We start from the raw sequence: 26,290 nt of genomic DNA, 5'->3' as shown, positions 1-26,290 counted from the left end.
CACCAAACTCCGCACCGACCCCACCCGCGCCACCCGACTCCTGCGCGCCCTGCTCGTTCTGACGAACCTCGAGGTCAACCGCTGACGGATGATCTTCTCCGTGGGCTTCCGCCCACGCCCAGCACGAGTACTCCGAAGACGGATCACACCAGCCCCTTGACCTGCGACTTCAAGTTGGCGGCAACTCACTGCTGACCACAGCGGCGAACGGGAGGAACCTGAAGGAGCGTCACTTCCGGCTGTCAGCGACATGGCGTACGCCGTCCCGCACGAGTCCGACTCCTCACAACCGAACACCCCAGATAACGCTCCGCGACAGCTCCCCAAGATCTGTGCCAGAACCGAGAACGGACAGCAGATGTTCACCATTTCAGGTTCGGGCTCACTTTCCGTGAAGGGCTGACTGGGTGTGAAGCCGGTGGCCGGCCCGGCCGGATATCTGAGTCGAGGTGTACTCGGCCGGCTCCGGCCGTCGGGCATGATCTGCTGGACGGGACGGCGTGGGGCATGCCCTTCCGGAACACCGACTGGGGGACACGTTATGGAGTGGGGAACGCTGGTCGCCACACTGGGCGGCGGTCTGATCGCGATAGCGGGCACGGTGCTGGCCGATCGCCTGCGCACTCGTCAGGAACACCGCCGCGGTCTTCAGGCGCGCCGCCGGGACGTCTACACGGAGTTCATCACGGCGGCGGGCGCGGCCCACACCGAACTGCGCCGCCTCGCGCAGAGCGGCGCCGAGGCGACCGTCCTGGAGGAAGCAAGCCGCCTGGCTCTGACGGACGCCCGCATCTACGAGGTGCGCGAGCGCCTCTTCCTCGACGCCAGCGCCCGGATCGCGAGAACGGGCCAGACCATGTTCGAACACCTCCGGGCTCTCCGAAGGACGGTCGCCGCGGGCGCTGGCATCTCCTCCCTCGCGTTCCACGACATCTACCACCCCTACCTGGACGCGGTCTGGGCCTACCGCGAGGCCGTCCGCAACGAGCTGGAGGGCCACGCCCTCACCCCGGCCGACTTCGGCTGGTCCGCATGGGACGGCCGCGAGCGCTGCCCGCAGTGCGGGCAGCGCGGGACGGACACGGCGCCCGAGCGGCATTGACCCCGCCCCGGCCACGATCCGCGGGGAACAACAGCTCCTCCAGTCGGAGCACCGTCTCTTCGAACAGCAGGAGCAGTTTCAACCGTCACCCACGGTGCGCACATCACGGAAAGTGAGCCAGAACCGTTTGAAGTGAACGAAGCCACTCTTCCGCTGTCTCAGGTCGATGGCACAGCCGTTCAGTCTCACGAACGTGGCACTTCCTTGTGGTGTCCGCTCACCAGGTGTTCTTCAACCCTGGCCCCTCGCGCTCCAAGCGGGGCTCAGATCTGATGGTCGTCGCTGTGGCGGCCGAGGCTGCGGCCGAAGCGTTCGGAGATGGCCGGCATCAGGCTCTGGCCTTCGCCGGGTCGGTCCAGGCCGAACACGTAGCCGGGGAAGTCGAGCTCCTTCTGCACTTCCCAGATCCCGTTGTGGTCCTCCGGCGGGAGGATGCGCGCTGGGTCGCCGACGGCGACCCAGCCGATCGGCACCGTCGAGTCGGCGGGCAGGACCGTGCGCAGGTGCACGATGCCGTTGATCCGTACCTCGGAGCGGGTCCCGATCCGTGCTCCGTTGAAGATGCGGCTGCCGGTGGCCAGGAAGACCTCGTCCTCGACCCGGCAGCCGGTCAGGTAGGAGGTGGGGCCCACCAGGACCTGCCGCCCCAGGACCAGCGGATCCCGTCGGGTGCCACGCAGGACCGCGTTCTCCATGACGATGCAGCCTTCTCCCAGTTCCACCGGCCCGTTCTCGGCGGTGAGCACGGCGCCGAACAGCACCCGGCACCCGGCTCCCACGCGCACGTCCCCGCACAGCGTGGCGTTCGGAGCGACATAGGCCGTGGGGTGGACGGAGGGCGAACGGCCCTCGTGAGTGAGAAGCATGGCCGCGATCAGCCGTCCTTTCGTATGCCTGCCAGTGTCTGCGATATACGGTTACGAGGGCCGGGCGCCGGTCAACGCGTCGACCAGCCTGGCGAAATCGGCACGCTGCCGGGCGGTCAGCATGGCGTAGAGCGGCGCCTGCAGCTCGTCCGTGAGCCGCTCGGCGCGCTGCCGATGGGGAATCAGGGCCGCGGCGACCGGACCCGGCTCGCGCCAGCCGTAGTGGGTCGCCTGCTCGACGCCGAGGTTGACGACCATCGCCTCCCGGGCGCTCAGCCCGGACAGGCGTACCGCCGCGAGATGGCAGGCGCCGCGGTGTTCCCGCAGGACGTGGATGCGCTGCATCGCCGCTCCGACCGGATCGTCGCCGGGCACGGGCTGCGCTCGCCAGCCGGCGAACAGGGGCAGCGCGTCGGCGTCGGCGGCGTCGATCAGCTGCTGCGCCAGGCAGTTGAAGTGCTCCACATCTGCGTCGGCGGGAATGAAGGCGCGCCCCCACGTCCGGACGGCCTCCGCGTAACAGGCGACGGCCTCCTCCGCCGGCATAACGGGCCGGCCGTCCCGCCAGCCGGTGGCGACGAGATCAGGGCCGAGGAACCCCTGCACCGCCTGGACCACCGAGGCCGGCGCCTCGCCGAGCACCCCGAACCGGCCGCGGCAGTAGAAGCCGCGCCCCGGGGAGAACCCAGCGCGCAGGCCGATGGCGGCGGTCGCGTCGTCGGACATGAACTCGTCACCGAAGTCGTGGACCGGCCTGGCCACGGCGGCGATGCAGTCGAAGATCTCCATGCGCAGAAGGTCGCTCACTCCGACTCAGCAGGTCAAGGGGATGATTTCTGATGGAACCATTTAGGTAAACTATCGAGTCATGCTGGATATCCGCCGTCTGCACATGCTCAGGACCGTCGCTGCCCGTGGCTCCATCACCGCGGCCGCCCAGTCGCTGGCGCTGTCCGCCGGTGCCGTGTCCCAGCAGCTGGCCGCGCTGAGACACGACGTCGGGGTTGATCTCCTGCGTCCTGACGGGCGGACCGTAGCGCTCACGGAGGCGGGCCGCGTCCTCCTCGAACACGCCGACCGGATCCTCGCCGCCATGGAGGAAGCCGAATGCGCCGTCGCGGCGGTCAAGGGCACGATCGGCGCCACCGCCACGCTCGCCGCGCTGCCGTCGACCGTCGCCAGGATCGTGGCCCCCGCGCTCACCGCGCTGGGCACGGACCATCCGCAGCTCGCCGTGACCTGTCTCGTCACCGACCAGGCCCAACTGCGCGAACTCACACTCGGCACCGTCGACGTGGTGCTGGGGCAGCACTACCACCACATGCCGGAGACCACGCCCAAGAGCATCGCGGTCTCGCCGCTGCTCGACGACCCGCTGCTCGTCGTCACCGCCACCGACGGAGCCGTCAGCGGCTCCGACGGACGGCCCGTCGGCCTGCGTGAACTGGCCACGGACCACCTCGTCGTGCCACCGCCGACCACGGACTGCGGACAGGCCATCCTGCAAGCCTGCCAGCAGGCCGGCTTCACCCCCACGCCCCGCTACGTCACCGCTGACATCGCCGCCCAGCTCACCCTCGCCCGGTCCGGCCTCGCCACCGCGCTCGTCCCCCGGACGGCCATCGACCCGGCCACGCCAGGAATCCGCGCGGCCCCCATCGGGGACAACCCGATCCAGCGCTTTCTGTTCGCCGCGACCCGCCGAACCGAAACGACCAACCCGACGACCGCAGCCGTCATCGCGGCGCTCCGCACAGCAGCGCGGCAGGAGCGCACCACGCACCTCCCGCCGACCTGAAAACAGGACAGGACGCAACGGGCGAACAGGGCCAAGACGCCCGCCCATCGGTCCTTGGCAGCCGCCCTGGTGACCACGGCGCCAGCCCGGCAACCGCGACGGTGCCAGCCTCGCGCAGAGTCACCCGGCAGGCGAGGCACTCGCCCCGCGAATCTCAGATGGATGGCACAAGTGCCGAAGCGGTGCCATTGCGGCTGAGACTGTGCCGCGAATTTTGAGACCCTACAGCTCCTGTAGGGTCTCAACTTCAGTGTCAGACGCCGACCCTGTGACCTGTATATTTCCCTTGAGTCTCACGATCTGTCGGCAGGCGGCTGTCTCAGATCGGTGTCATTCCCTCAGGCTGTCCAGTTGACGTGCAGCGCAGGTTGCGCGGACACGCCGTTGCACCTTGCGTGATCTCGTTTGTGTCGCTGCGGTCGCGAAAAGAAGGTTGCACACGAACATCCCGAGCGTCGCCACCGACAAGCGCCTGCGGGACTATGGACGGGGTGATCAACCCATAATCTGAGTCAGTGCCGAGCGACCCGGCGCATCGCACCCGCCCCGGGTGCACTCACCGCGATCGGAGAGCACCGTGAAGAACAGCGCGTTGTGGCGTGTAGTTGACAACGAGAGTGGTAGCGAGTCCATCGTCAGCACGCCCTCCGAGGCAGTCGCGTTCGTCAACAGCCGGTTCGACACCGAGGACGACGTCGAGCCGTTCAGCATCACCGAGGTCGGTCCTCTCCTTCCGAAGCCGCTCGGGGTCATCACCGCATGGGCCGCCAAGAAGGACGACGAGCGAACCGACGGGCGTACTGCCCCGATCACCATCAGGCCGGTTGTGACGGACACCGCCGACGAGTGCGATGACGTCGTGCTCTGGGGCGACGTGTTCGTCTCCTGGGACCACGACATGTACACCGTCGAGGGGCCGGACGGCTCCGAGTACAGCGAGGCTCACAGCGCTGCGGAGCTGAGCGCGATCCTCGACGAGTACGCCGACGACTACGAGTACGCGCCCGAAGAGCCCGACAGCCACAGGTGGCCGAAACCGGAAGAGTTGATCACCCACGGCGCCCAGGAGTGCGCCAAGCGGTTCGGGCACCTCGACGACGACGCCCTGCTGTGGCTCGCTGCCACCCGCATCACGCTCGCCGTGTGGCGCAACACACCCGTCGAGAACTGGCATGCCGGGAAGAGTCCGCTGCACGACGGCACGATGATGCGGATCAACACGGCAACCACCCGGCTCGTGCGCTCAATACTGTCGTTCGACCATGTCGACTGGATCGGTCTCGGTCTCGCGATCGTCAACCCGTCCCGGGTTCTACCGACCGGGCAGTCCGTGCTCGAACTCGGGCTGGCCTGCCACAACCCTGACGACCCGGCACACGAGGTTGATCCGCGCGAAGAACTCGCGGAGATGGCACAGGACGCGATCGCTTGGGGACGAACGTACCGCCTTCGCGAGAGGGAGTTCGGCCTGCGAACCCTGATCGAATTCTTCTGCGCGTTCGACAACGGCTGGTTCGGAGCACCGAGTTGGGGGCGCATCGTCGATCGTTTCCTTGCGGCTGTCAACGACCGGGAGAATGCGCACTGGCGCATGCGCCGGGACGAGCCTTGGTTCGACGAGTGGTTCACCAACCGCCCAGCCGACATTGCGGACACCACGGAATTTCGTCGGCTGCTCCTTGCCGGGCCCGACCTGCTGTCCGAGGAGGCCGCCGAATGGTGCGTGGATGGTGCCATCGGCTACGTCTGCCAGGACGACCACGCGAACGACTGCTGGCGGTGCGGTATCCCGCTGGCAACGGATTCCCCCAACGAGTGAACGTGGGCAGCCTCCTCCGCGAGCGCTAGGTTCGCATCCGCGTGAGGGGCCCACGCCGGACCTGAGGCAAGGCCTTCCGAATGAGTGACGGCAGTGGCAGCGATTCTCAATCCCGTGTCAGTTCGGCCAGTCACATGACATCGCGACTGAGAAAATGACACGGGATCTGAGAACCTACACCCCGATAGGGAGCGATGAGGGCGTCGGCCTCGGTCGGAGTTGGCAGGATGTGCCAGTGCAGATCACGGCGGCCCGCAGGCCAGAACCGGCCCACCTTCGCGAAGAAGTCCTCCATCAGCGCCCTTCCCCCTGTGGCTGTCCTTGAGTGTCTTGCCCATCCTCGCGGTGCCGCACCACCCGGCGCCAGAGTCGACGGACAGCCCGTCAGGTCCACACGAGCGCGCCGGGCAGGAGGTGTGGCCGGTGCAGTGGAAGCGGCAGGCGATCCCAGGGTCCGGTTCGGGCGGCTCACCGGGACGCGGGTCGTACAGGGCACGGCCGCCGGGCAACTGGGACAGCTCAGTCGTCAGGACAACACCGCCCAAGGATATGAGGGATACCAAGACCTGACCTGACATGGCCGTTATGGTCCCATGCACTGTGCCTGGTGTGATCACGGCGTCGGAGCCGTCCTGGATAGCCCCGTTCACCGGGCTGAGCCCGCGCCTGTTCGGGAAGCTAAGGGCTGCGATGTGCCGCCTACATGACAGCGGGCGGCTTGAGGATGTACCACGTCATGTCAGCCACCAGAACACCGAACACCACTTCGTTTCAGTGACCAGCCGTCGCTGTAGGCCAAAGACCTGCAAGAACATCCCTCTCTTGTCTACCCGTCACTGCCACGGCCTCACTGTTATGAAGCCGGCACATCGCACCCATGACATCACCGACGACCAGGCGTCCGTCAGCCAACGAGATCGGCCCCTCGAAAACAGTCGTGAAGGAAGGATCCGGCCCCAGCCCCTCGTCGAGCGGCTCGGTGAAGAGCCGGACCTTGATGAGTTGCACCTGAGCCTGAACCCGGACCGCCGCATGGGTGTCGCACCCGACTGCGGCCTCGCCTCCCAGCTCCAACACCGGCAGCCAGTCGGTCGACCCCAGCGCCAGAACCGGGTGATTCACCCGAAACTCAACGCCAGCGATCTGTATGTTCGGTCCTCTCTGGTGTCCGCCTTATGACGCGGGGCGATGCTATCGGGCGGCTCCGACAAGCCAGGCCCATTACCTCCGACCGCTGGGGCTGGACGTGACGCCATTACCCACCGAGTTGACCTCCAGCGACATGAGATGTCTTCGTGGTCAGTCCATCACGAGACCGGCCGATGGCATTGTCATCGGGCTCGTCGGCCGGGGCCCCTTTTTGCAGGCCCCGGCTGCGTGCTGATGCGCGCGCACGGCAGTGGAGTCGACCGAGACGGCCCGGCCAAGGTCTTCCTCGGCATCGGCCTGTGCGATGAGTGCGGTGAACACCCGCTCCCAGGTGCCGTCGATGGCCCACATCCGCAGCCTGTTGTAGACGCCCCTCCAGTTCCCGTACTTCTCGGGCAGGTGGACCCACTGCGATCCGGTCTGGAACTCCAGGCAATCGCATCGATCACCTCACGGTGATCCCGCCACCGGCCACCCCGCTGCGGCGTCCGGTCTGGCAACAACGGCTCGATCCGCGCCCACTGCACGTCAGTCAATGGCACACCAAGACCAACGATCAGATGATCCAAACGAAACGACCTAGGCCGCGCCCAGGGAGATGTGTGATCTGCATGTCTCCACCCTCGTCCGGCGGCTGCGCGCGGAGCTCGCCGAGGGCTGCGCCGCCGCCCGGCTGCCCCTCCCCCGGCTCCTCGTCGAGCCCGAACGGGCTGTGGCCGGGCCCGCCGGGATCGCCCTGTACCGGGTGCTCGCCGTCAAGCACACCAGCGAGAAGGTGTTCGCCGCTGTGGACGACGGCATGAGCGACAACCCGCGCCCGCCCTGTACGGAGCGCGCTACGCGCCCCGTCTCGTCTGCCGCCGCTCAACGGCCGCCCGTACGGTCACCGGGGTGGGCCGGCACTGCGAGGCCGACGGCCTGCTCGTCGTACCGGTGGCCGTCGCCCACCACCTGTCCATGGCCTGCGGGTACAACCTCGTCGGCCGCCCGCCGTCGTGGCGGCCCATGACGGCACGGCCCGGGTACTGCTGCGGCGGGAGACGCCGGGGGACTTCCGAAGCAGGGACACCGGGAAGTGAGATCGCCTCCTTGGCCCCGCCTGCGAAGGGGCCGGGGTGAGACGGGGCGCCATCGCGCGAGGGGCGGTCCTGCCAGCCCCTCTGCTGTCCCCGTGTCGATCAGGGACACCGGCTTCGAGGACTGGTCTGCCGCGTGGCCCTTCTTTCACGAGACCGGCGCCGTCGGCATCGGGTAAAACCGTTTTGACGGCAACGCCGGTCAGAGCCACTTGTTGCGGCGGAGCGCACGATAGACGACCGTGCATACCGTGATCATGGTCAGCCAGACGGCGGGATAGCCGTAGGGGGAGGTGAGTTCGGGCATGTACTCGAAGTTCATGCCGTAGATTCCGACGATCATGGTGGGGACGGCGATGAGGGCGGCCCAGGCGCTGATGCGGCGCATGTCGGCGTTCTGCTGGACGCCGAGCTGGGCGATGCTGGCGGTGAGCATGCCCGTGATCAGTTCGTCGAAGGACAGGACCTGTTCGATGACGCGCTGGTGGTGGTCGGCGACGTCCCGGAGGTAGGTGGCCACCTTCGGCGGGATGCCCTGTACGGAGCCGTCGCCGAGACGCTGCAGTGAGGTGGTGAGGGGCATGACGGCACGTTTGAACTCCAGCAGTTCCCGCTTGAGCTGGTAGATGCGTGCGGCGTCGACGGGGGTGTCAGGGGAAAAGACCTCGGCTTCCAGGGTGTCGACGTCGCCGGCGAAGGCGTCGGCGACATCGACGTAGCGGTCGACGACCATGTCGGCCACCGCGTGCAGGACGGCGGCGGGACCGCAGCCCAGATGCTGGGGGTCTTCCTGAAGCAGACGGCGCACACCCTCCAGCGGCGGCGCGCTGCCGTGCCGGACGGTGACGGCATAGCCGGGGCCGGCGAAGACCATGATCTCGCCCGTGTCGACGATCTCGCTGGTCGCGGTGATCTCCTCGTGGTCGACGTAGACGATCGTCTTCAGCACCAGGAACAGCATGTCGCCGTAGCGCTCCAGCTTGGGACGCTGATGGGCGTGAACGGCGTCCTCCACCGCCAGGGGATGCAGGCCGAAGGCGTCGGCGACCTCCTGCAACTGCTCCGCAGTGGGCTCGTACAGACCGATCCACGCGAACCGCCCGGTCTGCGGGTCCATCCGCTTCTTGATCGCCTCCAGGCTCGCCTGCCCGGGAATCCGGTGACCGTCCTCATACAGCGCACAGTCCACCACCGACGAAGGCAGGACCCCCTCTTCCTCGCCATTTTGCTGTGTCATTGACCCCTCGTTCCACTCGTTCCCGTATCAGGGGGCAACCTACCCGCCGGACAGATGCCCGGCCTCAACGGCGGGCGATCGAGGTTCACCGTCGAGGCCGGCCGGGATGGTCGGCGTAGTGGTGCTCAATACCAGCTCCATACGCGCCGCCCCACGCCTCCCAGACGAGCCGACCGACCGTCTCGACCGCCGCGACACTCCGGTGACGGCCTCCTTGACACGCCACCGTGAGCCGGACCAGGCGACCCATGGACACCTCGTCGGCCAGGGCGCGGAGCTGGACGGCGGTCCGGTTGATCAGGGTCAGGGCGCCGGGAGTTTTGAGGACGTGGGCGTAGACGTCGTCGTCCAGGCCGGTACGGTAGCGCATCGTCGGGTCGTCGGCTGGGTTGCGCAGGACGCGGCCGAGGTCGAGGTAGAGGCGGTCTGTGACGAGGGCGTGGGCGCCGTGGTAACAGATGCCGATCGAGGAGATGACGGCGGCGACCAGGCCGCGCCCGGGAAGGTGGGTGGTCTGCATGTCCCCCAGCCTCGCCCGGCTTCAAGGCCACCGACAGGGCTTGCCCTTTGCCTCCAAGAACGGGCAACAGGCAACGAGACGCGGTGTATCGGGATATGGGCGCAAGGGTGCCGTACGGGGTGAGGAAGGCGGCCCGGTGGTACTGCGCCCCAGAGCGCATCTGGGCACCGGGCCTGACCCGTGCACGCCATATCGGCACGGGCTGGCACGGACCCTACCCACTCCGGAGCAGCTGGCAGTCATCGCCTCGGTGAGCGGGGTACCGGTCAGGGGGGTGTCGCCGGTGTAGTAGAAGCGGCAGGCGACGCCCGGACCGGGCTTACGCGGATCGCCGGGGCGGGGGTCGTACAGCCGCGCGGCCGCCGGGCCACCGGCCGAGCTCGGTGGTCAGAGCGACGCCGTCGTCGACCTCCTCGGCCCGCCAGCCGTGGATGTCCAGCAGGAGACCGTCCAGCGGACCGCCGACAAGCTCGGCGTAGGTCCGGCCCGGTCTCGGGCCCGGGTCGGGGTCGTCGTGGTCGCGGCCGTAGACCCGGCCGCGCAGCAGCTGCTCGTCACCATTCATGCCGGCCAGCCTCCCAGCCGCCACCGACATCCGGAGAGTGGCAGCCGCAGACCGTCTGCGCGCCAGGAGGGTGCGGTACGAGGCCGTGGGGGCTCCTCGGCCTGTTCGGCTCGAGGGGCCCGGCCGTTTTCGCGAAGGGTCAGGCGCAGGGGAGCCTCTCCGGGACGCTCCACTCCAGCCGGACCCCACGGCGTATCTGTCCGACGAGGTGTGCGACCTGGGTGGCATTCACCTCCCCCTGCGTGTAGTGCTTCAGGGCGCGGTACATCTCGTAGAAGAGCTGTGCGTCCGTCATCGTGTCCGCCTCCTCCTGGAGGCCGGTAGATCCGTCGGCCGGTCTCGGCGAAACGGCGCAGCGCCGCGTCCGCGAGCACTCCGTAGGCGAACCCGTTGTGGACGTAGAGGCCTTCTTCGATGGTCTTCACGGTGGTGTTCCTTCCCGCTCGCTCTCCGGCCCGTCTTCACGGTGAAGACGTACACGCCGGAGCTGAGTGCCCGGGAACGTACGACACCCCCACCGCTACCGTCTCGTCCTGCCCGGCACCGGTTGCCGCAGCGCCCGGGATCGTCTCCGGCTTGTCCGCCTCCGCGAGCGGCTTGCCGGGTCAGGTCCGGCGGCGGAACAGGCCACGTCCCTTCCTCGCCCTTCCCTCCGCCTGTGCCGCATCCCGCGCGGCGTCCTCCTCCGCCTGCCGCCTCGCGGCACGCTCGGCCTCGAGCCGGGCGAAGTGCTCGCCCCGGCACGGCCCGCACAGCTCGTCGGTACGGTCGCCCCAGGACCTTCCCCGCCCGAGCAGGTACTCCCAACGCTCGTCGGTGAACTTCGCCCCGCACTGCGTGCACACCGGACGCTGCGCCTCCCGCTCGGCGGCCTCGCGCTCCTCCCGCCGGCGCTTGGCCTCCCTCCACTGCACGAGGTACAGCCGGTCCCCGTCCGGGTTGTCCAAAGCCTCGGTGAGCGTCTGCCACTCCTCCCTGCCGAGACGCCGCCACACCTTCCCCGCGGCCCCGGCCGGGTCGGCGGTGATCCGCTCCAGCTCGGTGACGAGAACGGGCACCGCCTGGTTGTAGTCGACGGCCGTGATCCCCGCGCCCCGGCCCGGATACGGCTCCCCGGCGAAGTAGCGGCGGCCGGCCTGCTCCAAACGCTGCATGCGGCTTTCGCGCTGCTCGGCGGTCTTCCCGGTGAACACGAACGCCACCGGCACGTAGCCCTCCCGGCTGGATGCCGGATACAGACGCGGCCACAGCCTGAATTCCTGCACCTTCCCACCCAGTTGCTCGTAGCAGGCCGCCATCTCCTTGTTCGGGTCGGCCTTCGGTGCCAGGAGCTCGAACCAGTCGGTGTAGCGGCGCAGCTTGTCCACCAGGTCGTCGACGGGCTCGTTGACCCGGTCGACCTCCAGGAGCATCGCGGGCACCCCGGCGTCGGGAGCGCGCATCGTCAGGTCGGCGTACTGGGTGTAGCCGTAGGGGAGCTTGTGGGCGATCTCGGTCTGCCAGGACAGCGGGGTGCCGTAGCCGGCGCCGGTCAGGACGGCGGCTGTGAGGGTGACGGCGGCGGCGTGTTCGTCGTAGCCCTGCCCCGGGATCGGCCTGCCCTTGGTGTCGTACTTCTGCTTGCACAGCGCGGGGATCCGCACGTTCCTCGGCAGCAGCCCCTTGGCTTCCCTGTGACCCGTCTCGGTGAGCACCCACAACTGGTGTCCCGACTTCACACGCCTCTCCACCCGGACCATGCCCGTCTCCTTCAACGCGTTCAGGGTGTCCCTGGTGCACCGGTCGTGCCGGTCTCCGGGTCGCAGCATCCGCCACAGGTGTTCAGGAGTAGCCCTCTGGAAGATTCCCAGAGCCCTCAGCACTTCCTGCCTTCGCACTCCGGTCGGCTTCCATGCCTCTGTAGACCCAGGAGGGTTGTCGAACGCCTCGCGGGGCCCTGATTTCCGGGGCTGACCTGAGGATTCACGGCCGGCGGGCGGAGCGGCCGTGGAGGGGGCGATGGAGGGGCCCGTGGAGAGGGCCAGCGGGACCTGGTCGACGTCCTCGGAAGGCTGGCGCTCGTGGGCCGCGTGGTGCTCGTGGGTGGGGTCGGGCATGGGTTCGGTGGGCACGGTGTCCTCGGTTTCCCCCGGCCTGCGGGCCGGGTCGGTGAGCGTCCGGCCCGTACGCGGATGTGCGTACGGGCCGAGGCCACCGTCGAAAGCACCCCCTTGACCGCGGTCTGACCGCCACCGGCACCCAATGTTCGATTCCTCCTCGACTAGGCCCCTGTCGTGCGGGTCTGTCCGTGAGCGGCATCACGATCCAGTCCCTGGAGAACGTGTCGGCCATCGGGTCGGTAGCAGAGCTGGGCAAGGGGTCACGACTAGGGCGTGTCTCTTTGATCGGTTCGTCGTCGAGGTGCGAGGTGGGGTGTCGGATGCCTTTGCCTGCTGACCGTCTGGCCTGCTGGCCGTCTGACGGTAGGTTTCCTTCACCTTCCCGCGTTGACCAGCGATGCCTTGGGGCCACAGCTGTACCCGCAGTATTCCTGATCATCCGTTCGGCGGGCAGCGGTCGCCCGCGCGCGGGGATCGGGCAAGGGTGTTGCCACAGGAGCGTATGGATGGTGGCCCGGCCGGACGGCGTGGCAGGGAAGGTGGCGGTGTTCGTGGAGCGGGTGGAGTTCCAGGGCGGGTATCCGGTGGCGTCGAGTGCGCGGGAGTCGTACGAGCGCAGTGACCGGCACCGTGCGGTGGAGGCGTACCGGTTCTTCTATCCGGTGGTGTCGTTGGAGGGAATCCTGCGCGGGACGCGGGCGGCGGGGGCGGTGGACAACGAGTCCGCGCCCGTGGTCGTGGCCCGCCCGCATCATGCCGGTTTCACCCTGAACTCCGACACCCCCTATCTCGGCGGGGGCCTGGATCTGCGCAAGAGCGGGCCGCTGGTGGTCGAGCTGCCCGCGGGGCCGCTGGTGGGTCTGGTCGACGACCACTACCACCGGTGGCTGGTGGATCTGGGGCTGCCGGGCCGCAACGGGCCCAGGGGCGGGAAGGTCCTGCTGCTGCCGCCCGGGTACGAGGGGCAGGTACCGGCCGAGGGCGACGACTTCGAGGTGGTGCGCTGCGATACCTGGCAGGTGTTGTGCGCGCTGCGGGCCTTGCCGCTGGGCGGGGACGTCGCCGCGGCGAACGCGCTGCTCGCCTCGGTGCGGATCTATCCGTTCGACCGCCGCGACGACCCGCCGGCCTTCACCTTCCTCGACCGGGACGAGCAGCCGATGGACACCACGCCGCTGGCGTGGGAGGACAACATCGAGTTCTGGCGGGTCCTGCACGCGGTGATCGATACGGAGCCGCCGGTGGAGGAGCTGCGGCCGATGCTGGGGCTGCTGGCCGAGTTGGGGATCGAGGCGGGCCGTCCGTTCGCGCCGGACGCGCGCATGGAGCAGGTCCTGGCGGAGGCGGCCGCTCAGGGCCGGGACGAGATGCTGGTCTCCGCGTTCGCCTCGCGGCGCCCGGACCGGATGGTGTGGGCGGACCGCACCTGGGAGTGGGCGGGGCTGCGGCCCGAGAACGGCACTTTCGAGCGGCCCGGATCACTGGACGTGGAAGCCCGTGACCGGTGGTTCGCGCAGGCGATCGTGGCATCGCCGGCGATGTTCCGTCGCGAGGTGGGCGCGGGTTCGCTGTACTGGCTCGGTCTGCGCGACGCGGAGGGCACCTACCTCGACGGCGGGCGTACCTATCGGCTGCGGGTCCCGCTGCCGGTCCCGCAGACCTTGTTCTGGTCGGTCACCGTGTACGACGCGGCCACCCGCTCCGAGATCGTCGCTGACCAGGGGCAGGCGGCGCTGCGCTCGCTGTTCGACGACTTGGCGCCCGAGGGTGCGGACCACGTCGATCTGCACTTCGGCCCGACCGAACCGGCCGGGGCGCAGGGCCGCTGGATCCAGACGGTGCCCGGGCGGGGCTGGTTCGCCTACTTCCGCATCTACGGCCCCGGACAGGCGGCGTTCGACGGCTCGTGGCGGCCCGGCGACTTCGAGGCCCTCAACTGACGCCGCGCACATGATGTCCACGGCGTGGGCGCGTCGGTGGCTCCGTCGCACGCATACGCCGTCACCACGGTGAAGGGAGCGAGAGTCATGGGCGAGGCGATCGGGGCGATGCTCACATCGGCGGTGGGCATCGCGATCAGTCCGCTGCCGCTGATCGCGGTGATCCTGATGCTGGCCACACCGAAGGGCCGGGTCAACGGGATCGCGTTCACGGCCGGCTGGGTGGCCGGCCTCGCGGCCGTCGTCGCCGTCGTGGTGGCGGCGGCGGGCAGCGGGCTGCACACCACTGGAGAGAAACCGTCCTGGGCGTACTGGCTCAAGCTGGCCCTGGGCGTGCTGTTCGTGCTGATGGCGTTCAAGCAGTGGCGGGGCCGGCCACGCGAGGGGCACGAGGCCGCGGCACCGAAGTGGATGCGGGCCATCGACCGGTTCACCGCGGCCAAAGCCGCCGCACTCGCCGTCGTGCTGGTGGCCGCCAACCCCAAGAACCTGGTCCTGGCCGTAGGCGGCGCCGTCTCCATCGCCACCAGTGGCACCGGGGCCGGCGGCAAGACGCTGGCCACCGCACTGATGGTGCTCATCGGCTCGCTGTGCACGCTGCTGCCGCTCGGCGTCTACCTGCTAGGCGGCAGCCGCTCGGCCCACGTGCTGAGCGGGTGGAAGGAGTGGATGTCCCTTCACAACGCGGCGATCATGACCACCGTCCTGGCCGTTCTCGGCACCAAGTACATCGGCGACGCGCTCACCGGCCTGTCGTGAAGCAGACGGTTACCAGCCGGGCCCGCCGCGCGCTCGCCCGGCTGGGCCGGCCCCGGACCTCGGACGTGACTTCCGGGGCGGTGACCGGCCTGTTCTCGATCCCCGAGGGCATGGCCTACGCCTCGATCGCCGGGTTCAACCCGGTCGCCGGCCTGTACGCGGGCGTCGTGCCCGCCGTCGTGGGCTCGCTGACCTCCCGCACCGTCCTCATGGTCACCACCCTGACCAGCGCGATCGCCCTGACCTCGCAGAGCGTGCTGGCCGACGCGGGCCTGGATGCGAAGGACGCGGGCAACGTGGCGGTGCTGACGGTGATGGTCGGCGCGGTGATGCTGCTCATGGGCGTCCTGCGGCTCGGCGCGGTGATGAGCTTCGTCTCCAACGCCGTGATGACTGGCTTCTCCGCTGGCATCGCGCTGCAGATCATCACCGGCGTCCTCAAAGACGCCACCGGGTACAGACCTCACGGACACAACAAGCTGTACCAGCTCTTCGACTGGCTGGCGCACGTCGGGGACTGGAAGGGCGCGACCACCGCCGTCGCTGCGGTCACCGTGGCCCTCTGGGCGGCGGCCAGGGCCGCCAAGCGCCTTCAACCCGTCGCCCTGCTGATCGCGATGGTCCTCACCAGCGCCGGGGTGGCCCTCCTGGCCACCGACGTAGAGCTGGTGAAGGACATCGCCGCCATCCCCGCGGCCCTGCCCTCCTTCACCGCACCCGACCTGTCCGCCGTGCCGCACCTGATCGGCGGGGCGTTCTCGGTGGCACTGGTCGCCCTCGCCCAGGCCGCCGGGATCGCACCGTCGATGCCGAACCCGGACGGCACCCGCTCCGACGTCAACGGCGACTTCCGCTCCCAGGGCTACGCCAACCTCACCGGCGGCCTGTTCCAGGCCATGCCGTCGGGCGGCTCGCTCTCGCGTACCGGCGTCGCGGTCTCGGCCGGCGCCCGCACCCGCTGGGCCGGAGTCGTCTCCGGCGTCTTCCTCGCCCTGGTCGTCCTCGTAGCCGGCTCGCTCGCCGAACGCATTCCCATGCCCGTCATCGGCGGCCTGATCCTGGTCGTCGGCGGCGAACTGATCTGGGGCAAGCGCCACGACATCCTCCTCGTCCTGCACACCTCGCGGATGTCGTCGGCGGCCATGGTCCTCACCTTCCTGGCCACCACCCAGCTTCCCCTCCAGCAGGCCATCGTCCTGGGCACCGTCCTCTCCCTCCTGCTCTACTGCGCCCAGGCCGCACGACAGGCGAAACTTGTCGCCCTGCGCCGCATGCCGGAACGCGCCGAAGCCCCCGGACAGTGGGAGACCACCCAGCCGCCCGCCGCCCTCACGCCGGGCACGGTCACCGTCCTGGACTACGCAGGATCCTCCTTCTTCGCCGAACTGCCCCGGATCGAAAACCAGCTCCCCGCCGTCGACGGCGCCCGGGGCGCGGTGCTCGTCCTGACCGTCCGCGCCCTGCCCGACGTGCCCTCCTCGGCGATGCTCAAGCTCCTCGGCCGCTACGCCACCCGCCTGCACGACTAGGGCGGCCGGCTCATCCTGTGCGGTGTCGAGCCCGCCCTGCTCCGGCTCCTGGAACGCTCCGGCACCGCCGCCCGCCTCGGCCCCGGCGGCATCGTCCCCGCCACACCACAACTCCTCGGACCCCTGGAGACCGCGCTCGCCGAGGCCCGCCGCTGGGTGGCCGTACACACACCCCCACAGCCCCCGCCACCCCGCTGACGAGCATCCGCGACGAAAGCACCGTCCTCGACGGCGAGGCATGCGGACGGGTGGGCTGCATCGTAAGCACGGGCTCTTCGTCGGGTGGAGACCGTGAACGGTGGTGTCTGTTTTACCCCTTGACTACCCCTTGACCGCACCGTTTGTCCCGGGGCCGGTGGAGCCCACTTCCACCTGGTGGCACGGTGCGGCACACCCCGGGGCGCGCACACCGGGCCGGGTGGAGGGGTGGGGTCAGCGTCGGCGGGAGCGGTGGGGGCGTACGGCCCTGGGCGAGTTCGGCCGGCCCCCGGGGTACTGCCGCGTCCGGCGCCCCCTCACCGGCGCAGGCACGGCGGGCGCCGCGTACAGCACCGCCCACAGCCGGACCGCGTCCGTGATCTGCTCCAGGCGCTCCATGTACTCGGGCGTGAGATCCGAGATCGGGTGGACCACGACGAAGACCTCCGTACATCGGTGACCGGCCCCTCCCACCCTCGTCTCCCTCCCCCACCGCCAGGGCGCAGCCGCCAGCCGCGTCCCAAGTGGTGCGGCCGCGACTTCGGCCCCCGGCCCACCCAGCGGACCGGAGTACGAAAAGGTGGGGCTCCACCCGATGGGCTCCACTCGGTGGAGTCCACTCAGCGGCTCGCCCCTCCGTGTCCTGTACCGGGCTGCCCGGGACGCTGTCCGCGCTCTTGGTCCTCGAGGACCAGCCGGGGAACGGGAGCTTCGGGGCGGCGCTCGTAGCGCTTCCGGAGCGCCTCGCCGCGCCTCTTCATCTCCTCGATGCGGATCTGGATGCTGCTGATCTGCTCGACGGTCAGGTCCTGTACGCCCGCCCTGGCGCGCTCCTTCCGCAGCGCCCGCAGCCTCTCCATGTAGTCCGCCGGCTCGCCCCCGTCCTCCGGCTCCTCAACGTCGGTGTCAGGGAAGAGGAGGAGCTGTTCGGGCATCGCGGCCTGCTGGTGCGCGACGATGCCCTCGTAATAGCGGGCTCGTCCCGCGCCGCGCGCGGCGCGCAGTTGGTGGGTGAGGGCGGTGGAGGCGATGACCGCGCGGTCGTAGCGGAGCGGAACGCGGGGGATGTCCCATTCCCCCAGCTCCACCGGCAGGACCGGAGCGTCGCGGGGGATATCCCACTCCCCGGCTTCCCCGGCGGGGCCGGGACGTTCGGAGCGGTGAGCCCGGCCGGGGGCCGGTGGTCGACGTCGGGGACCGCTTCCGGTGCGCGCCGGCGGCTGCGGGCCGGGTCGGGGTGGGCCCAGTGGGTGGTGTAGAGGCGGTAGTCCGCCAAGAGGCCGCGGGTGGTCTTCGGCTCGGTGACGTCCAGGCAGTACGTCGCGATCGCCGCGTTCACGATCTCGTCGTCCAGGCCGGGTTCGCGTTGGCGGCCGCGCTGGACCAGAGCGAGGAACCGGCGGGTCTCGGCAAGCAGGTGGCGGCGGTGGAGGAGGCCGTTGCTGCTCATCACGAACACCATCGCGCTGACGCCGAGGGCGGCCAGGGCGACGTCCAGGGTCTCGGCGACCCGGGCACGGATCGCGACGGCCGCGGCCCAGGCCCGCTCCAACAGCATGTCGACGAGCTCGGCGGCCTCGCCGAGGAACTCCTTCGCGCTCACCCGCCAGTCGGTACGCAGCTGCGCGAGGGAGCGGGCCTCCGGCTTCGGCGGGCGCGTCTTGCGGGCCGCGATCCGGTTGAGCTTCGTGCGGGCCTCCTCGGAGACGACGGATGCGAACTTGAGGTTGCCGTCCTCGTCGACGGCGGTGACGTACTCGTGCTCCAGCTCGCTGCGGCACAGGTCGATCTCGCGGCCTCGCTTCGACATCCAGCCGATCAGCTCGTGCGGCACCCCCGCGATCTCCATCACCGGCCGGCGCCCGGCACTGACGGTGCGCGGCTCGGACGCCACGTCCAGCTCCTCGCACACTTCGGCCATGACGAGCTCGTTGTAGAGAGAGGAGGCCGCGACCACGTTCTCCAGCAGCGTCGTGGAGTGCACCGCACCCCACTTCCCGTCCGGGCGCAGCCCGCGCAGGGACACCAGGACATGGTCGTGCAGGAGCGAGGTTCCGGCCCTCGACTCATAGTGGCGAAAGCGCGCGAAGGCCAGACCGTGGACCGGCCGGGTGGGGTAGCGGCCCTGGGCTCCGACGCGGATGGTCGCCGCGTGGTCCTCGATCCAGGCGAGCGTCGCCTCGATCGCCCACTCGTGCGCGGCCTCGATCACCCGCCGCGTCTCCTCCTCCCCCAGCGCCCAGACGAGCTCGATGGTCGGCTGCGGGCGGAAGACGAGATCCGCTCCGGTGACCTCCACCGCGCGGCCGAGCTTCCCGGCCCTGGCCGCGACCGCCGGTGTCTTCCCGGCGGCAAGCTGCTCAGCGACGAGCCGGTCGCCGTGCGGGTGCCGGCCCTCGGTGAAGAGCTGGCGGAGCTCGTTCTCGGTGACGATCGCCCCGGCGCGCAGGCCGAGGTCGCCAAGGCCTCGCCCCATCCACCGGCCCGGCGGGACACCTGCCTTCGCCTGGGCTTCACCGAGGGACGTGCGGGCGAGGCGGAGATGGTCACCGACGACGACCTGCCGCAGGTAGTAGCGGTACATCTGACCGCGTCTGATCAACCTGACATCCATCATGACCACCACGCCACACCGCGCTGACCGGCAAGAAAAGGCCCATCCAGTCCGCGTCCCGCCAGGCGGGAAGAAGAGCCCGACTTTCCCGCCCGCGTCCCGCCGGGCGGGATACGGCCCGGGGCCGGCCCGGAGTGTCATCGTTCTCCGGCACCACCCCCTACCTGTTGTCTGACGCCTATCAGCACCACGTGTCCTGTCCGGCTGGACCCTGCACTTTCCCACTTCACCTTGAATCTGACGCTGCGCATCCCCGTCGGATCTTGCGGACAGATGCGGTTTGGTAAGTGGGTGCTGACCACATCGACGCCGTGGCAGGCTCCTCCTCATGCGGATATCCAGATCTAGCTACGCTGCCGCGGGCCTCTGCCTGGGCACCGTCCTGGTCCTGACCGCCTGCGGCCAGCAGCACGCAGGAGCGACAGCGGCCGACTCCGCCCCGAGCCACAGCGGTCCTCTATCTCCCTCGCCCACCCGCTTCTCCACCGTCCCTGCACGAGGCAACGTGGAGCCCGACTCGCACGACGGAGCCCCGCACTACCGGGAGAACAACGGCTCCAAGATCCCCAAGGAAATATCCCCCGCTTCTGAGGAGGCCGCCCGCGCAGAAGCCGCCCGCATCGAGCCCATCCTCAAGCGGCTCTGGAAGGCCAAGGCCTGGGATGCTGAGCGGGTGCGGGCGGAGCTGCTCAAGCTCGGCTACCGAGATGAGGGACCGGACAGAGAAGACGGGCGCGGAACGCTCTTCGTGCGGGCCCACGACCTCGACAGCAACCCAGGTGCCAGCGTCGCCCTCAACATCGGTCGCGACGCCTGTGTAACCGCGTTCCTGCAATCGACCAACTACCAGGTCAAGGTCAACGGTCGATTCCTGGAAACCGGCTGCTTCGAGCCGCGCGGCGGCCACTGAGTACCGGGACAACGAGGCACGGCATCGAATATGCAAGGCCAACCTGTACGACCGACGCGGCGGTCGTACAGGTTGGCCTTGCACCTCGCTGGTCACGACCGCCGACGGATGCAGCCTCCAGCCGAACTGAACACCACGTAGCGCACTCTTCCTGCTTCACCCCGAACCTTCACTCGGCCTCCGGTATCCACCGGGGGCCTCGTCGTGCTGCCCGGAGGAGAATCCCGTGCCCACGTTCGAGACCACGGAACCGGGAGCTCGCCCCAGCTCGGAGAGCCGGGGGCAAGAGCGTGTCGTGCCTGGCACGGCGAGCGCCAAGAGGGATACCGCTGGGGGGAACGGGTAACGGAAAGCTCCTGGCTGCTGTCAAGGCGGAGTCCGAAGAGGGAGCCGAGAAGACCGAGGATCGTACGGAGGGCATCCCTTTGGACCGAATGGCATCGGAACCTTACACCGGGTTCGTCGAGATCGCCTCCGACCGTGATCCGGTCGCGACGCCGCCGTCGGGCACACCGGCCGAGCAGACATCGGCGCCCGCAGATCCAGGGGGCGTCCAGCCCAAAGACCGACCTCGTCCACCGGTGGCGACCCGTCTGGCGCGGGGAGCGGCGCCTGGAGACACCTGCGATAGGAGAACGCTGACATGACGCGATTGCCCGGCACCTACGAGTCGTACTGGATGGAGACCGCGGAGGGCCCCCGGCACCCCGGCCTGACCGACCGTCTGGAGGTCGATGTCGCGGTGGTCGGCGGTGGCATCGCCGGCATCTGCACGGCGTGGGAACTAGTCCGGGCCGGCCGGAGCGTCGCTCTGCTGGAAGCCGACCGCGTCGCAGCCGGCGTCACCGGGTACACCACGGCGAAGCTCTCCGCCCAGCACGGGCTCATCTACGCGCAGCTGCGCAAGTCGTTCGGTGCGGTAGGGGCGCGGCAGTACGGGCGATCGCAGCAGGAGGCCGTCGAGTACGTCGAGCGCGTCGCGGCGGAGTTGGGGATCGACTGCGACCTCGAGCGCCTGCCGGGATACGTGTACGCCGAGTCGACGGAAGCGGTCGACCAGCTTAAGGCCGAGGCGGATGCGGCGCGCGAAGCCGGACTGGCGGCGTCGTTCGTGACGGACACCGGCCTGCCGTACCCCGTGGCGGGCGCCGTCCGGGTGGAGGGACAAGCGCAGTTTCATCCACGTAAGTACCTCCTGGCGCTCGTCGCCGACCTCGTCGGCCGGGGAGGGAAGGTGTACGAACGCACCCGGGTCGTCTCCCTCGACGAGGGCGAGCCGTGCCGGCTCACCACCGAAGCGGGAGCGGAGATCGTCGCCCGTGATGTCGTGGTGGCCACGCACTACCCGGTCTTCGACCGCGCGTTGCTGTTCTCCCGGCTCGAACCCCACCGCGAGCTCGTCGTCGCGGCGACCGTTCCCGCCGACCGCGATCCGGGGGGCATGTACATCACGCAGGAGCAGAACACCCGGTCGGTGCGCACCGCTCCGTACGGCGAGAACCAGCGGCTGCTCATCGTCACCGGGGAGAAGTTCAAGCCCGGTGTCGGCGAGGTGGGTGAGCGTTACGAGCGGCTCGCCGCCTGGACCGAGGAGCGGTTCCCGTTCGCGCGGATCACCCACCGGTGGGCGGCGCAGGACAATACGACCACCGACCAGGTGCCGTATGTCGGACGCTTCCACCCCGGCGCCCGGCATGTGTATGTAGCGACCGGGTTCGGCGGCTGGGGCATGAGCAACGGCGTCATATCGGGCCAGCTCCTGACCGCGCGCATCACGGGTGAGGAGCTGCCCTGGACCTCCCTGTACGACCCGCGGCGCCTGCACCCTCGGGAGACGTCCTCCCTCCTTAAGGTTCAGGGGTCTGTCCTCAAGCACTTCGTCGGTGACCGGCTGCGCGCCTCCCACGTGGACAGCGTCGAGGACATCGCGCCCGGCTCGGGGGCGGTCGTACGGGTCGGCGGCCGGCGCTGCGCGGTCTATCGCGACGAGAGCGGCACGGCTCACGCCGTATCCGCGCGCTGTACCCATCTGGGCTGTCTGGTCCACTTCAACGACGCCGAACGGGCCTGGGAGTGCCCTTGCCACGGATCCCGGTTCGACACCGATGGCTCCGTGATCCAAGGCCCCGCCGTCCGCCCCCTGGAGCCCCGGCCGCTGCCCGGCGAGGCCGGTGCCTGCGACTGACGGTCAGAACTACTTGCCAATCGCTCAAGACCATCTGACAGAAGTCGGCCGCTGTCCTTTGCCAGGTGATCTTGGACGATTGCCAAGTGATATTGACCGGCACCATCGAACGGACGTCGGTAGGGTCAGCCCATGGACAACCTGCTGGAGAACGTGGATCGCGAGATCCTGAGTGGCCGGTTCGTTCACGCGATCAAGGTGTACCGAGACGCCTCCGGCTGCACGGCGCGCGAGGCGATGGACTTCGTCCGAGAGCGCGACGCGGTGCTACCCCGCGACCGGCCGAGCCTCTGACCTGCCGGTACTTGGCCGGTCAAACTCGCCTGGCAAACGGTCAAGATCGCCTGGCGAACGTCAGCCGCAGCCACTCCATCAGGCCCCCCCAGTAAGTCCCCCACAGCCACGTAAATCCACGTCTACCTGGAAAAACGGCCTATGCACCTCACAGATGGGCCCCACCACGGGCACAGATGGCGAGCGGGGCCGAGCCGCCGTGCCGACAGGGTTTGCCCGTTGCCTCCACGGATTGTCAACGGGCAACGAGACGCGGCGTACCAGCGGGCAGTGGCGGAGGCCTCTGCGGAGCGGAAGGCGGGCGGCCCGGTGGTACTGCATCCCAGAGCGCATCTGGGTGCCGGGCTCTACCCGTGTACGCCATACCGGCACAGGTTGGCACGGACCCTACCCGCACCGGGCGGAGCACCAGGGTAGGCCGGCCCATTGCCATACGGGCTGGGTGCTGATTCTCGTTTCGCTGCACTGGGCATTCTCGCGAGGGGCCCGTCGCCGCCTCACCACGTGTCGAGGACACACCCACCAGGTCCGCATTCCCCCGGACCCCAGAACGAGAAGACACTCAGGCGCTGAAGTGAGAGTCAGCAGAAAACGGTGAGGCAACCTTCCGGCAGGGTTGCGAGTCTCCTTGACGATCACATGGGTGATCGCACCTACAAGGAGACCACCATCGCCGCCATACGCAAGACCCTTACCGCTACCGCAGTCATTGGCGCCGTCCTTGTGGGTTCGGCCGCCTGCGGCACAGTGGAGCAGCTGTCTGCCGGGCAGAAGCTCGACAAGGCCTTCGAGAAGCTGGGCAAGGAGAAGTCGATCTCCTTCGAGTTGGATCTGGACGTGGACGCCGAGACCCTCAAGCTGATGGACGCCTCGTCGGATCCAGAGCCCGGCGAGGAGATCCCTGACGAGGCCGCCGAGCTGATCAGCGGTCTGAAGGTCAGCGTCACAGTGGAGTCGAAGAAGCCGATCGCCGACTCCGAGGGGAAGGACTTTGTCGGTACGGCCGTGAAGGTCAGCTCTCCTGACGGTGACCTCCTTGAGTACCGGACCGTTGGTGACCGCACCTACGTCCGGTCCGACGTCAAGACCCTCAGCAAGACGATGGGCGCCCCCCTCCCGACCGCCGACCAGCTGCCGCCGGGAGCCGAGGGCCTCAAGAAGGCGCTGGAGGGCAAGTGGGTCATGTTCGACACCAAGGCGATGGAGGAGGCCGGCCGGGAGACGGGCCAGGAGCCCAGCGCCGTGCCGTCTCCGGCCCCTACCCTTGACGCCGGGGCCCAGAAGAAACTCGCCAAGGCCCTTCGCGAGGTCATTGCTCGTGAGGTCGAGTTCAAGACCACCGGGGGCGAGGACGGCACCGAGCACATCACCGCCGCAGCTCCGTTCCGCACCCTGGCCGGGGAACTGCTCGGTGAGATCCGTCCGCTGGTGAAGGGCTTGCCGCCCGGTGTTGACCTGCCGTCGGACAAGGACCTGAAGGACGTCCCCGACGCCAAGGTGGCGGCTCACTTCACACTCAAGAACGGCGAGCTGGCCGAGGTGCACGTCGACCTCGGCAAGCTGGCCGAGAACGCCGAGGTCAAGAAGTTCGGCCTGGTACTGAAGACGAGCGGGGGCGTCAAGCCCGAGGCTCCGGCCGGAGCCACCGAGCTGGACCTGGAGGAGATCATGAGCGGCTTCGCCGGCGTCATGATGCCGGAGGAAGGCCTCGGGGAGGACGGCTTCGATGAGAGCGGCCTCGGCGAGGACGAGTTCCCCGACGAGTCCCTCGCCGACGACGCCGCGTAAGCACATAGCGTTCCCAATCACAGACCAGACCGGCCTGGTGGATACGCATCGCCCCTGCGGCTTCGTTCACTTCAAGCGGTTCTGGCACAGCTTCCATGCAGCAGTGACCGAGCGTTGCAAGTCATCGAGGCATACGCCTCGGTGACCAGGGCTGAATGAGTAATTGTCAAGGTCTGTGGATCTGAGCTGCGCTCGGGAGCCGTCCGCGTATCAGCGGGTCGTTGGCGCCGAGGTACCGGGGGAGCCGGCCGAGATCGTCTACTGATTTCCAACCGAGCGGGCCCTCTGTCCAACTTCCTTGATACACCGGGACGATCAGCATGACGTGAGCAGAGAGGACACCGTCCATGGGCCGACCGATGACCTCGACTCCCGTGCCGGGCGACGCGAAGGTACTGTCCATCGGTCTGCACCCGAGTGCGCTCGACTACAGCCGGATGCCCGACGGTGTCGACGAGGCGGTGCTCACTGCCCGGATCGAGGCGGCGAACGCGGCGCTGCGCGAAGCGGGGTTCGATGCTGTTCCGTGCCTGATCGACATCTCTCCGGACCGTGCCGAGGCGACTGTCCGGGAGCAGCTCCAGGAGCACGCGTTCGGCTTGGCGATGATCGGCGGTGGCGTGCGGATGCTGCCGGAGAACGCTCTGCTGTTCGAGCGGTTGGTCAACCTCCTCGTCGAGGCAGCTCCCGGGATCCGGCTGTGCTTCAACACGACGCCGGAGGACACGGTCGACGTGCTGAGGCGGTGGATCCAGGCGTAGACGAGGTGTGGCCAACTGAGCTTCTGCAATTCGAGCCTCGGCCGAGGACAGCCAACAAGGTCTGACCTGCACCGACGCTTCCTGCACGTCACCCGATTGGTGGCCACTCTGAGAGAGCTCACTGTCTCCCAAGAGAAGGTCCTCGGGGCGCTGCTCGGTTGGGCCCGCTCGAAGCCGGGCTGGCGGGACGGCTCCATGTGGAACAACATCGGCGAGCAGTTCAGCCCTAGCGATGGTGAGTCCCCGGAGTAGGTCTGCGGCACGAAGCCATCGCACGGAGGCGGATCGGGCTTGAGCAACTGCCCCCTGGCCAGGTGAGTATGTGTACTCACGCGCCGGGCTCGGCATGATCGGAGACTGGGCGCATGACCCGAACCCACAGCTCCACCAGCACGTTCGCCCGCTCCTCGCGCCGGCCGCGGCTCACCCTGGCCTTGACGGCCCTTGCGGTGCTGGTACTCGGCGCCTGCGGCACAGCGAAGGCCAGCGGCGGCAGCGAGTCGGCCTCGACCGCGGTGGCCACGGCGGCCGCGCCCGCGAAGCCCGTGGGAAGCCTGTCCTCTCCGGCCCTTGCCGAGATACAGAAGTACATCGCACAGACCTGCCCGGCTCCGGGAACCCCCCAGGAGGGGCCGCCGAACCCGCAGCCGGCTCCTCCCGGTGAGGAGGCTCCGGCCGGCACGGTCGAGCCGGTGATGCCCACGGCGGGTCCGGAGGTGGAGCTGAACGCGCGTGACTGGTGCGCGAGCAACCATCACGAGCAGCGCATCTACGTGGCCGTCCAAGAGCTGACGGACCCCACCCCGGCCGAGGTCAGGGCGGCCCTGAACGGCCTCGGCTACCCCGACGAGCGCATTCACGACCTCAAGCAGTCCGGTGCGACCACGCAGTTCTTCCTCGACCTGCGCGAGAACGGCGGACGGCTCTGCCTGGAGGGTTCGGTGGGTGGCGAGGAGCCCGTCGTGGACAAGTGCGTGGCCCCCGCGACCGGCCCGTTCACGGCCGGGAGGACGCAGCACTGACCAGCCCCGTACCGACCCGAGGTCCGTGAACTATTCGTCAACCGGCCGTCCGCACCCCC

At 69.0% G+C, this 26,290-nt stretch carries 24 protein-coding genes and 3 pseudogenes; 14 read left to right on the top strand and 13 right to left on the bottom strand.

Annotated features, from left to right (window positions below):
* The first annotated feature begins 541 nt into the window (after positions 1-541).
* Complete coding sequence (locus tag CP977_RS33775; protein ID WP_152371442.1) at positions 542-1,102, top strand: CchlQ; 561 nt, start codon at positions 542-544, stop codon at positions 1,100-1,102.
* Between the two features lie 263 nt (positions 1,103-1,365).
* Here the strand turns inward: CP977_RS33775 and CP977_RS33770 are convergent, their stop codons facing one another.
* Both CP977_RS33770 and CP977_RS33765 read right to left on the bottom strand, forming a co-directional pair.
* Positions 1,366-1,968 carry a gamma carbonic anhydrase family protein gene (locus tag CP977_RS33770; protein WP_152371441.1) on the bottom strand — a complete coding sequence of 201 codons (603 nt, stop codon included), beginning with the start codon at positions 1,966-1,968 and terminating at the stop codon, positions 1,366-1,368.
* Positions 1,969-2,019: 51 nt separating this feature from the next.
* Positions 2,020-2,757 (bottom strand): SCO6745 family protein, encoded by a 738-nt coding sequence (locus tag CP977_RS33765; protein ID WP_167538852.1) that lies wholly within the window; start codon positions 2,755-2,757, stop codon positions 2,020-2,022.
* A gap of 79 nt (positions 2,758-2,836) precedes the next feature.
* Here CP977_RS33765 and CP977_RS33760 point away from each other — a divergent pair, with 79 nt between their 5' ends.
* A complete protein-coding gene (locus tag CP977_RS33760; protein WP_152371439.1) occupies positions 2,837-3,766 on the top strand; it encodes a LysR substrate-binding domain-containing protein in 930 nt (309 codons plus the stop codon).
* Between the two features lie 577 nt (positions 3,767-4,343).
* Complete coding sequence (locus CP977_RS33755; RefSeq protein WP_152371438.1) at positions 4,344-5,585, top strand: hypothetical protein; 1,242 nt, start codon at positions 4,344-4,346, stop codon at positions 5,583-5,585.
* Between the two features lie 771 nt (positions 5,586-6,356).
* Here CP977_RS33755 and CP977_RS34355 read toward each other — a convergent pair.
* The 3 genes and pseudogenes from CP977_RS34355 to CP977_RS35625 form a co-directional block, all read right to left on the bottom strand.
* Positions 6,357-6,707 carry a hypothetical protein gene (locus tag CP977_RS34355; RefSeq protein WP_167309007.1) on the bottom strand — a complete coding sequence of 117 codons (351 nt, stop codon included), beginning with the start codon at positions 6,705-6,707 and terminating at the stop codon, positions 6,357-6,359.
* Between the two features lie 177 nt (positions 6,708-6,884).
* Positions 6,885-7,085 (bottom strand): hypothetical protein, encoded by a 201-nt coding sequence (locus CP977_RS35100; RefSeq protein WP_229991519.1) that lies wholly within the window; start codon positions 7,083-7,085, stop codon positions 6,885-6,887.
* Between the two features lie 24 nt (positions 7,086-7,109).
* Positions 7,110-7,261 (bottom strand): annotated as a pseudogene (locus tag CP977_RS35625) (transposase); the annotation flags it as partial.
* A gap of 80 nt (positions 7,262-7,341) precedes the next feature.
* Here CP977_RS35625 and CP977_RS33740 point away from each other — a divergent pair.
* Positions 7,342-7,813: pseudogene (locus CP977_RS33740) on the top strand (diaminopimelate decarboxylase); the annotation flags it as partial.
* Between the two features lie 199 nt (positions 7,814-8,012).
* Here CP977_RS33740 and CP977_RS33735 read toward each other — a convergent pair.
* The 5 genes and pseudogenes from CP977_RS33735 to CP977_RS33720 form a co-directional block, all read right to left on the bottom strand.
* On the bottom strand, positions 8,013-9,047 hold the full coding sequence (locus CP977_RS33735) for a magnesium and cobalt transport protein CorA (protein WP_152371436.1): 1,035 nt from the start codon (positions 9,045-9,047) through the stop codon (positions 8,013-8,015).
* Between the two features lie 85 nt (positions 9,048-9,132).
* Positions 9,133-9,567 carry a RapZ C-terminal domain-containing protein gene (locus CP977_RS33730; RefSeq protein WP_152371435.1) on the bottom strand — a complete coding sequence of 145 codons (435 nt, stop codon included), beginning with the start codon at positions 9,565-9,567 and terminating at the stop codon, positions 9,133-9,135.
* Between the two features lie 270 nt (positions 9,568-9,837).
* Positions 9,838-10,132, bottom strand: a pseudogene (locus CP977_RS33725) (hypothetical protein); the annotation flags it as partial.
* Positions 10,133-10,271: 139 nt separating this feature from the next.
* On the bottom strand, positions 10,272-10,427 hold the full coding sequence (locus CP977_RS34350) for a hypothetical protein (protein WP_167309006.1): 156 nt from the start codon (positions 10,425-10,427) through the stop codon (positions 10,272-10,274).
* Between the two features lie 310 nt (positions 10,428-10,737).
* Positions 10,738-12,228, bottom strand: coding sequence for a replication-relaxation family protein (locus CP977_RS33720; RefSeq protein ID WP_152371717.1), 1,491 nt, complete (start codon positions 12,226-12,228; stop codon positions 10,738-10,740).
* Positions 12,229-12,737: 509 nt separating this feature from the next.
* On the opposite strand from CP977_RS33720, the gene CP977_RS33715 reads away from it, so the two are divergent.
* From CP977_RS33715 to CP977_RS33705, 3 genes are all read left to right on the top strand, one after another.
* A complete protein-coding gene (locus tag CP977_RS33715; RefSeq protein WP_208421524.1) occupies positions 12,738-14,171 on the top strand; it encodes a DUF1254 domain-containing protein in 1,434 nt (477 codons plus the stop codon).
* 69 nt (positions 14,172-14,240) lie between these two features.
* The gene (locus CP977_RS33710; RefSeq protein ID WP_229991521.1) at positions 14,241-14,930 is read left to right on the top strand and encodes a GAP family protein; all 690 of its coding nucleotides are present in this window, start codon (positions 14,241-14,243) and stop codon (positions 14,928-14,930) included.
* Entirely contained in the window at positions 14,927-16,459 is a 1,533-nt protein-coding gene (locus CP977_RS33705) for a SulP family inorganic anion transporter (RefSeq protein ID WP_229991522.1), read from the top strand. The genes CP977_RS33710 and CP977_RS33705 overlap by 4 nt, the downstream gene beginning before the upstream one ends.
* Before the next feature lie 432 nt (positions 16,460-16,891).
* On the opposite strand, the gene CP977_RS33700 is transcribed toward CP977_RS33705, so the two are convergent.
* From CP977_RS33700 to mobF, 3 genes are all read right to left on the bottom strand, one after another.
* On the bottom strand, positions 16,892-17,092 hold the full coding sequence (locus tag CP977_RS33700; protein ID WP_152371434.1) for a hypothetical protein: 201 nt from the start codon (positions 17,090-17,092) through the stop codon (positions 16,892-16,894).
* A gap of 185 nt (positions 17,093-17,277) precedes the next feature.
* The gene (locus tag CP977_RS33695) at positions 17,278-17,517 is read right to left on the bottom strand and encodes a hypothetical protein (protein WP_152371433.1); all 240 of its coding nucleotides are present in this window, start codon (positions 17,515-17,517) and stop codon (positions 17,278-17,280) included.
* Entirely contained in the window at positions 17,460-19,271 is a 1,812-nt protein-coding gene (gene mobF / locus CP977_RS33690; protein ID WP_279605600.1) for a MobF family relaxase, read from the bottom strand. Before mobF ends, CP977_RS33695 begins: the two co-directional genes overlap by 58 nt.
* Positions 19,272-19,776: 505 nt before the next feature.
* Between mobF and CP977_RS33685 the strand changes: the two genes are divergently transcribed.
* From CP977_RS33685 to CP977_RS33665, 7 genes are all read left to right on the top strand, one after another.
* Positions 19,777-20,181: a hypothetical protein gene (locus CP977_RS33685; RefSeq protein WP_229991523.1), complete on the top strand. Its 405-nt coding sequence runs from the start codon at positions 19,777-19,779 to the stop codon at positions 20,179-20,181.
* A 643-nt stretch (positions 20,182-20,824) separates the two neighbouring features.
* On the top strand, positions 20,825-22,366 hold the full coding sequence (locus CP977_RS33680) for an FAD-dependent oxidoreductase (RefSeq protein WP_152371430.1): 1,542 nt from the start codon (positions 20,825-20,827) through the stop codon (positions 22,364-22,366).
* A 132-nt stretch (positions 22,367-22,498) separates the two neighbouring features.
* Positions 22,499-22,660, top strand: a complete 162-nt coding sequence (locus CP977_RS34345; protein ID WP_167309026.1) for a hypothetical protein — start codon at positions 22,499-22,501, stop codon at positions 22,658-22,660.
* Positions 22,661-23,299: 639 nt separating this feature from the next.
* The gene (locus tag CP977_RS33675) at positions 23,300-24,448 is read left to right on the top strand and encodes a hypothetical protein (RefSeq protein ID WP_236072312.1); all 1,149 of its coding nucleotides are present in this window, start codon (positions 23,300-23,302) and stop codon (positions 24,446-24,448) included.
* Between the two features lie 359 nt (positions 24,449-24,807).
* Positions 24,808-25,209, top strand: a complete 402-nt coding sequence (locus CP977_RS33670; RefSeq protein WP_167309029.1) for a hypothetical protein — start codon at positions 24,808-24,810, stop codon at positions 25,207-25,209.
* 99 nt (positions 25,210-25,308) lie between these two features.
* Positions 25,309-25,461 carry a hypothetical protein gene (locus CP977_RS34340; RefSeq protein WP_159057840.1) on the top strand — a complete coding sequence of 51 codons (153 nt, stop codon included), beginning with the start codon at positions 25,309-25,311 and terminating at the stop codon, positions 25,459-25,461.
* Positions 25,462-25,574: 113 nt separating this feature from the next.
* Complete coding sequence (locus CP977_RS33665; protein ID WP_152371428.1) at positions 25,575-26,231, top strand: hypothetical protein; 657 nt, start codon at positions 25,575-25,577, stop codon at positions 26,229-26,231.
* Positions 26,232-26,290: the final 59 nt, after the last annotated feature.

This window comes from Streptomyces cinereoruber, assembly GCF_009299385.1.
Classification (GTDB): Bacteria; Actinomycetota; Actinomycetes; order Streptomycetales; family Streptomycetaceae; genus Streptomyces; species Streptomyces bikiniensis.
Note: the sequence above shows the minus strand (reverse complement) of the source record. Positions and strands in the feature narration are given on the sequence as shown.

Bases quoted from the DNA above. Each gene is read 5' to 3' on its own strand.
- CP977_RS33775 (WP_152371442.1), top strand. From the start codon at position 542: ATGGAGTGGGGAACGCTGGTCGCCACACTGGGCGGCGGTCTGATCGCG.
- CP977_RS33735 (WP_152371436.1), bottom strand. From the start codon at position 9,047: ATGACACAGCAAAATGGCGAGGAAGAGGGGGTCCTGCCTTCGTCGGTG.
- CP977_RS33770 (WP_152371441.1), bottom strand. From the start codon at position 1,968: ATGCTTCTCACTCACGAGGGCCGTTCGCCCTCCGTCCACCCCACGGCC.
- CP977_RS33680 (WP_152371430.1), top strand. From the start codon at position 20,825: ATGACGCGATTGCCCGGCACCTACGAGTCGTACTGGATGGAGACCGCG.
- CP977_RS33715 (WP_208421524.1), top strand. From the start codon at position 12,738: ATGGTGGCCCGGCCGGACGGCGTGGCAGGGAAGGTGGCGGTGTTCGTG.
- CP977_RS33670 (WP_167309029.1), top strand. From the start codon at position 24,808: ATGACCTCGACTCCCGTGCCGGGCGACGCGAAGGTACTGTCCATCGGT.
- CP977_RS35100 (WP_229991519.1), bottom strand. From the start codon at position 7,085: ATGTGGGCCATCGACGGCACCTGGGAGCGGGTGTTCACCGCACTCATC.
- CP977_RS33765 (WP_167538852.1), bottom strand. From the start codon at position 2,757: ATGGAGATCTTCGACTGCATCGCCGCCGTGGCCAGGCCGGTCCACGAC.
- CP977_RS34345 (WP_167309026.1), top strand. From the start codon at position 22,499: ATGGACAACCTGCTGGAGAACGTGGATCGCGAGATCCTGAGTGGCCGG.
- CP977_RS33730 (WP_152371435.1), bottom strand. From the start codon at position 9,567: ATGCAGACCACCCACCTTCCCGGGCGCGGCCTGGTCGCCGCCGTCATC.
- mobF (WP_279605600.1), bottom strand. From the start codon at position 19,271: ATGGATGTCAGGTTGATCAGACGCGGTCAGATGTACCGCTACTACCTG.
- CP977_RS33665 (WP_152371428.1), top strand. From the start codon at position 25,575: ATGACCCGAACCCACAGCTCCACCAGCACGTTCGCCCGCTCCTCGCGC.
- CP977_RS33675 (WP_236072312.1), top strand. From the start codon at position 23,300: ATGGGTGATCGCACCTACAAGGAGACCACCATCGCCGCCATACGCAAG.
- CP977_RS33760 (WP_152371439.1), top strand. From the start codon at position 2,837: ATGCTGGATATCCGCCGTCTGCACATGCTCAGGACCGTCGCTGCCCGT.
- CP977_RS33720 (WP_152371717.1), bottom strand. From the start codon at position 12,228: ATGCCCGACCCCACCCACGAGCACCACGCGGCCCACGAGCGCCAGCCT.
- CP977_RS33695 (WP_152371433.1), bottom strand. From the start codon at position 17,517: ATGGAGAGGCTGCGGGCGCTGCGGAAGGAGCGCGCCAGGGCGGGCGTA.
- CP977_RS34350 (WP_167309006.1), bottom strand. From the start codon at position 10,427: ATGACGGACGCACAGCTCTTCTACGAGATGTACCGCGCCCTGAAGCAC.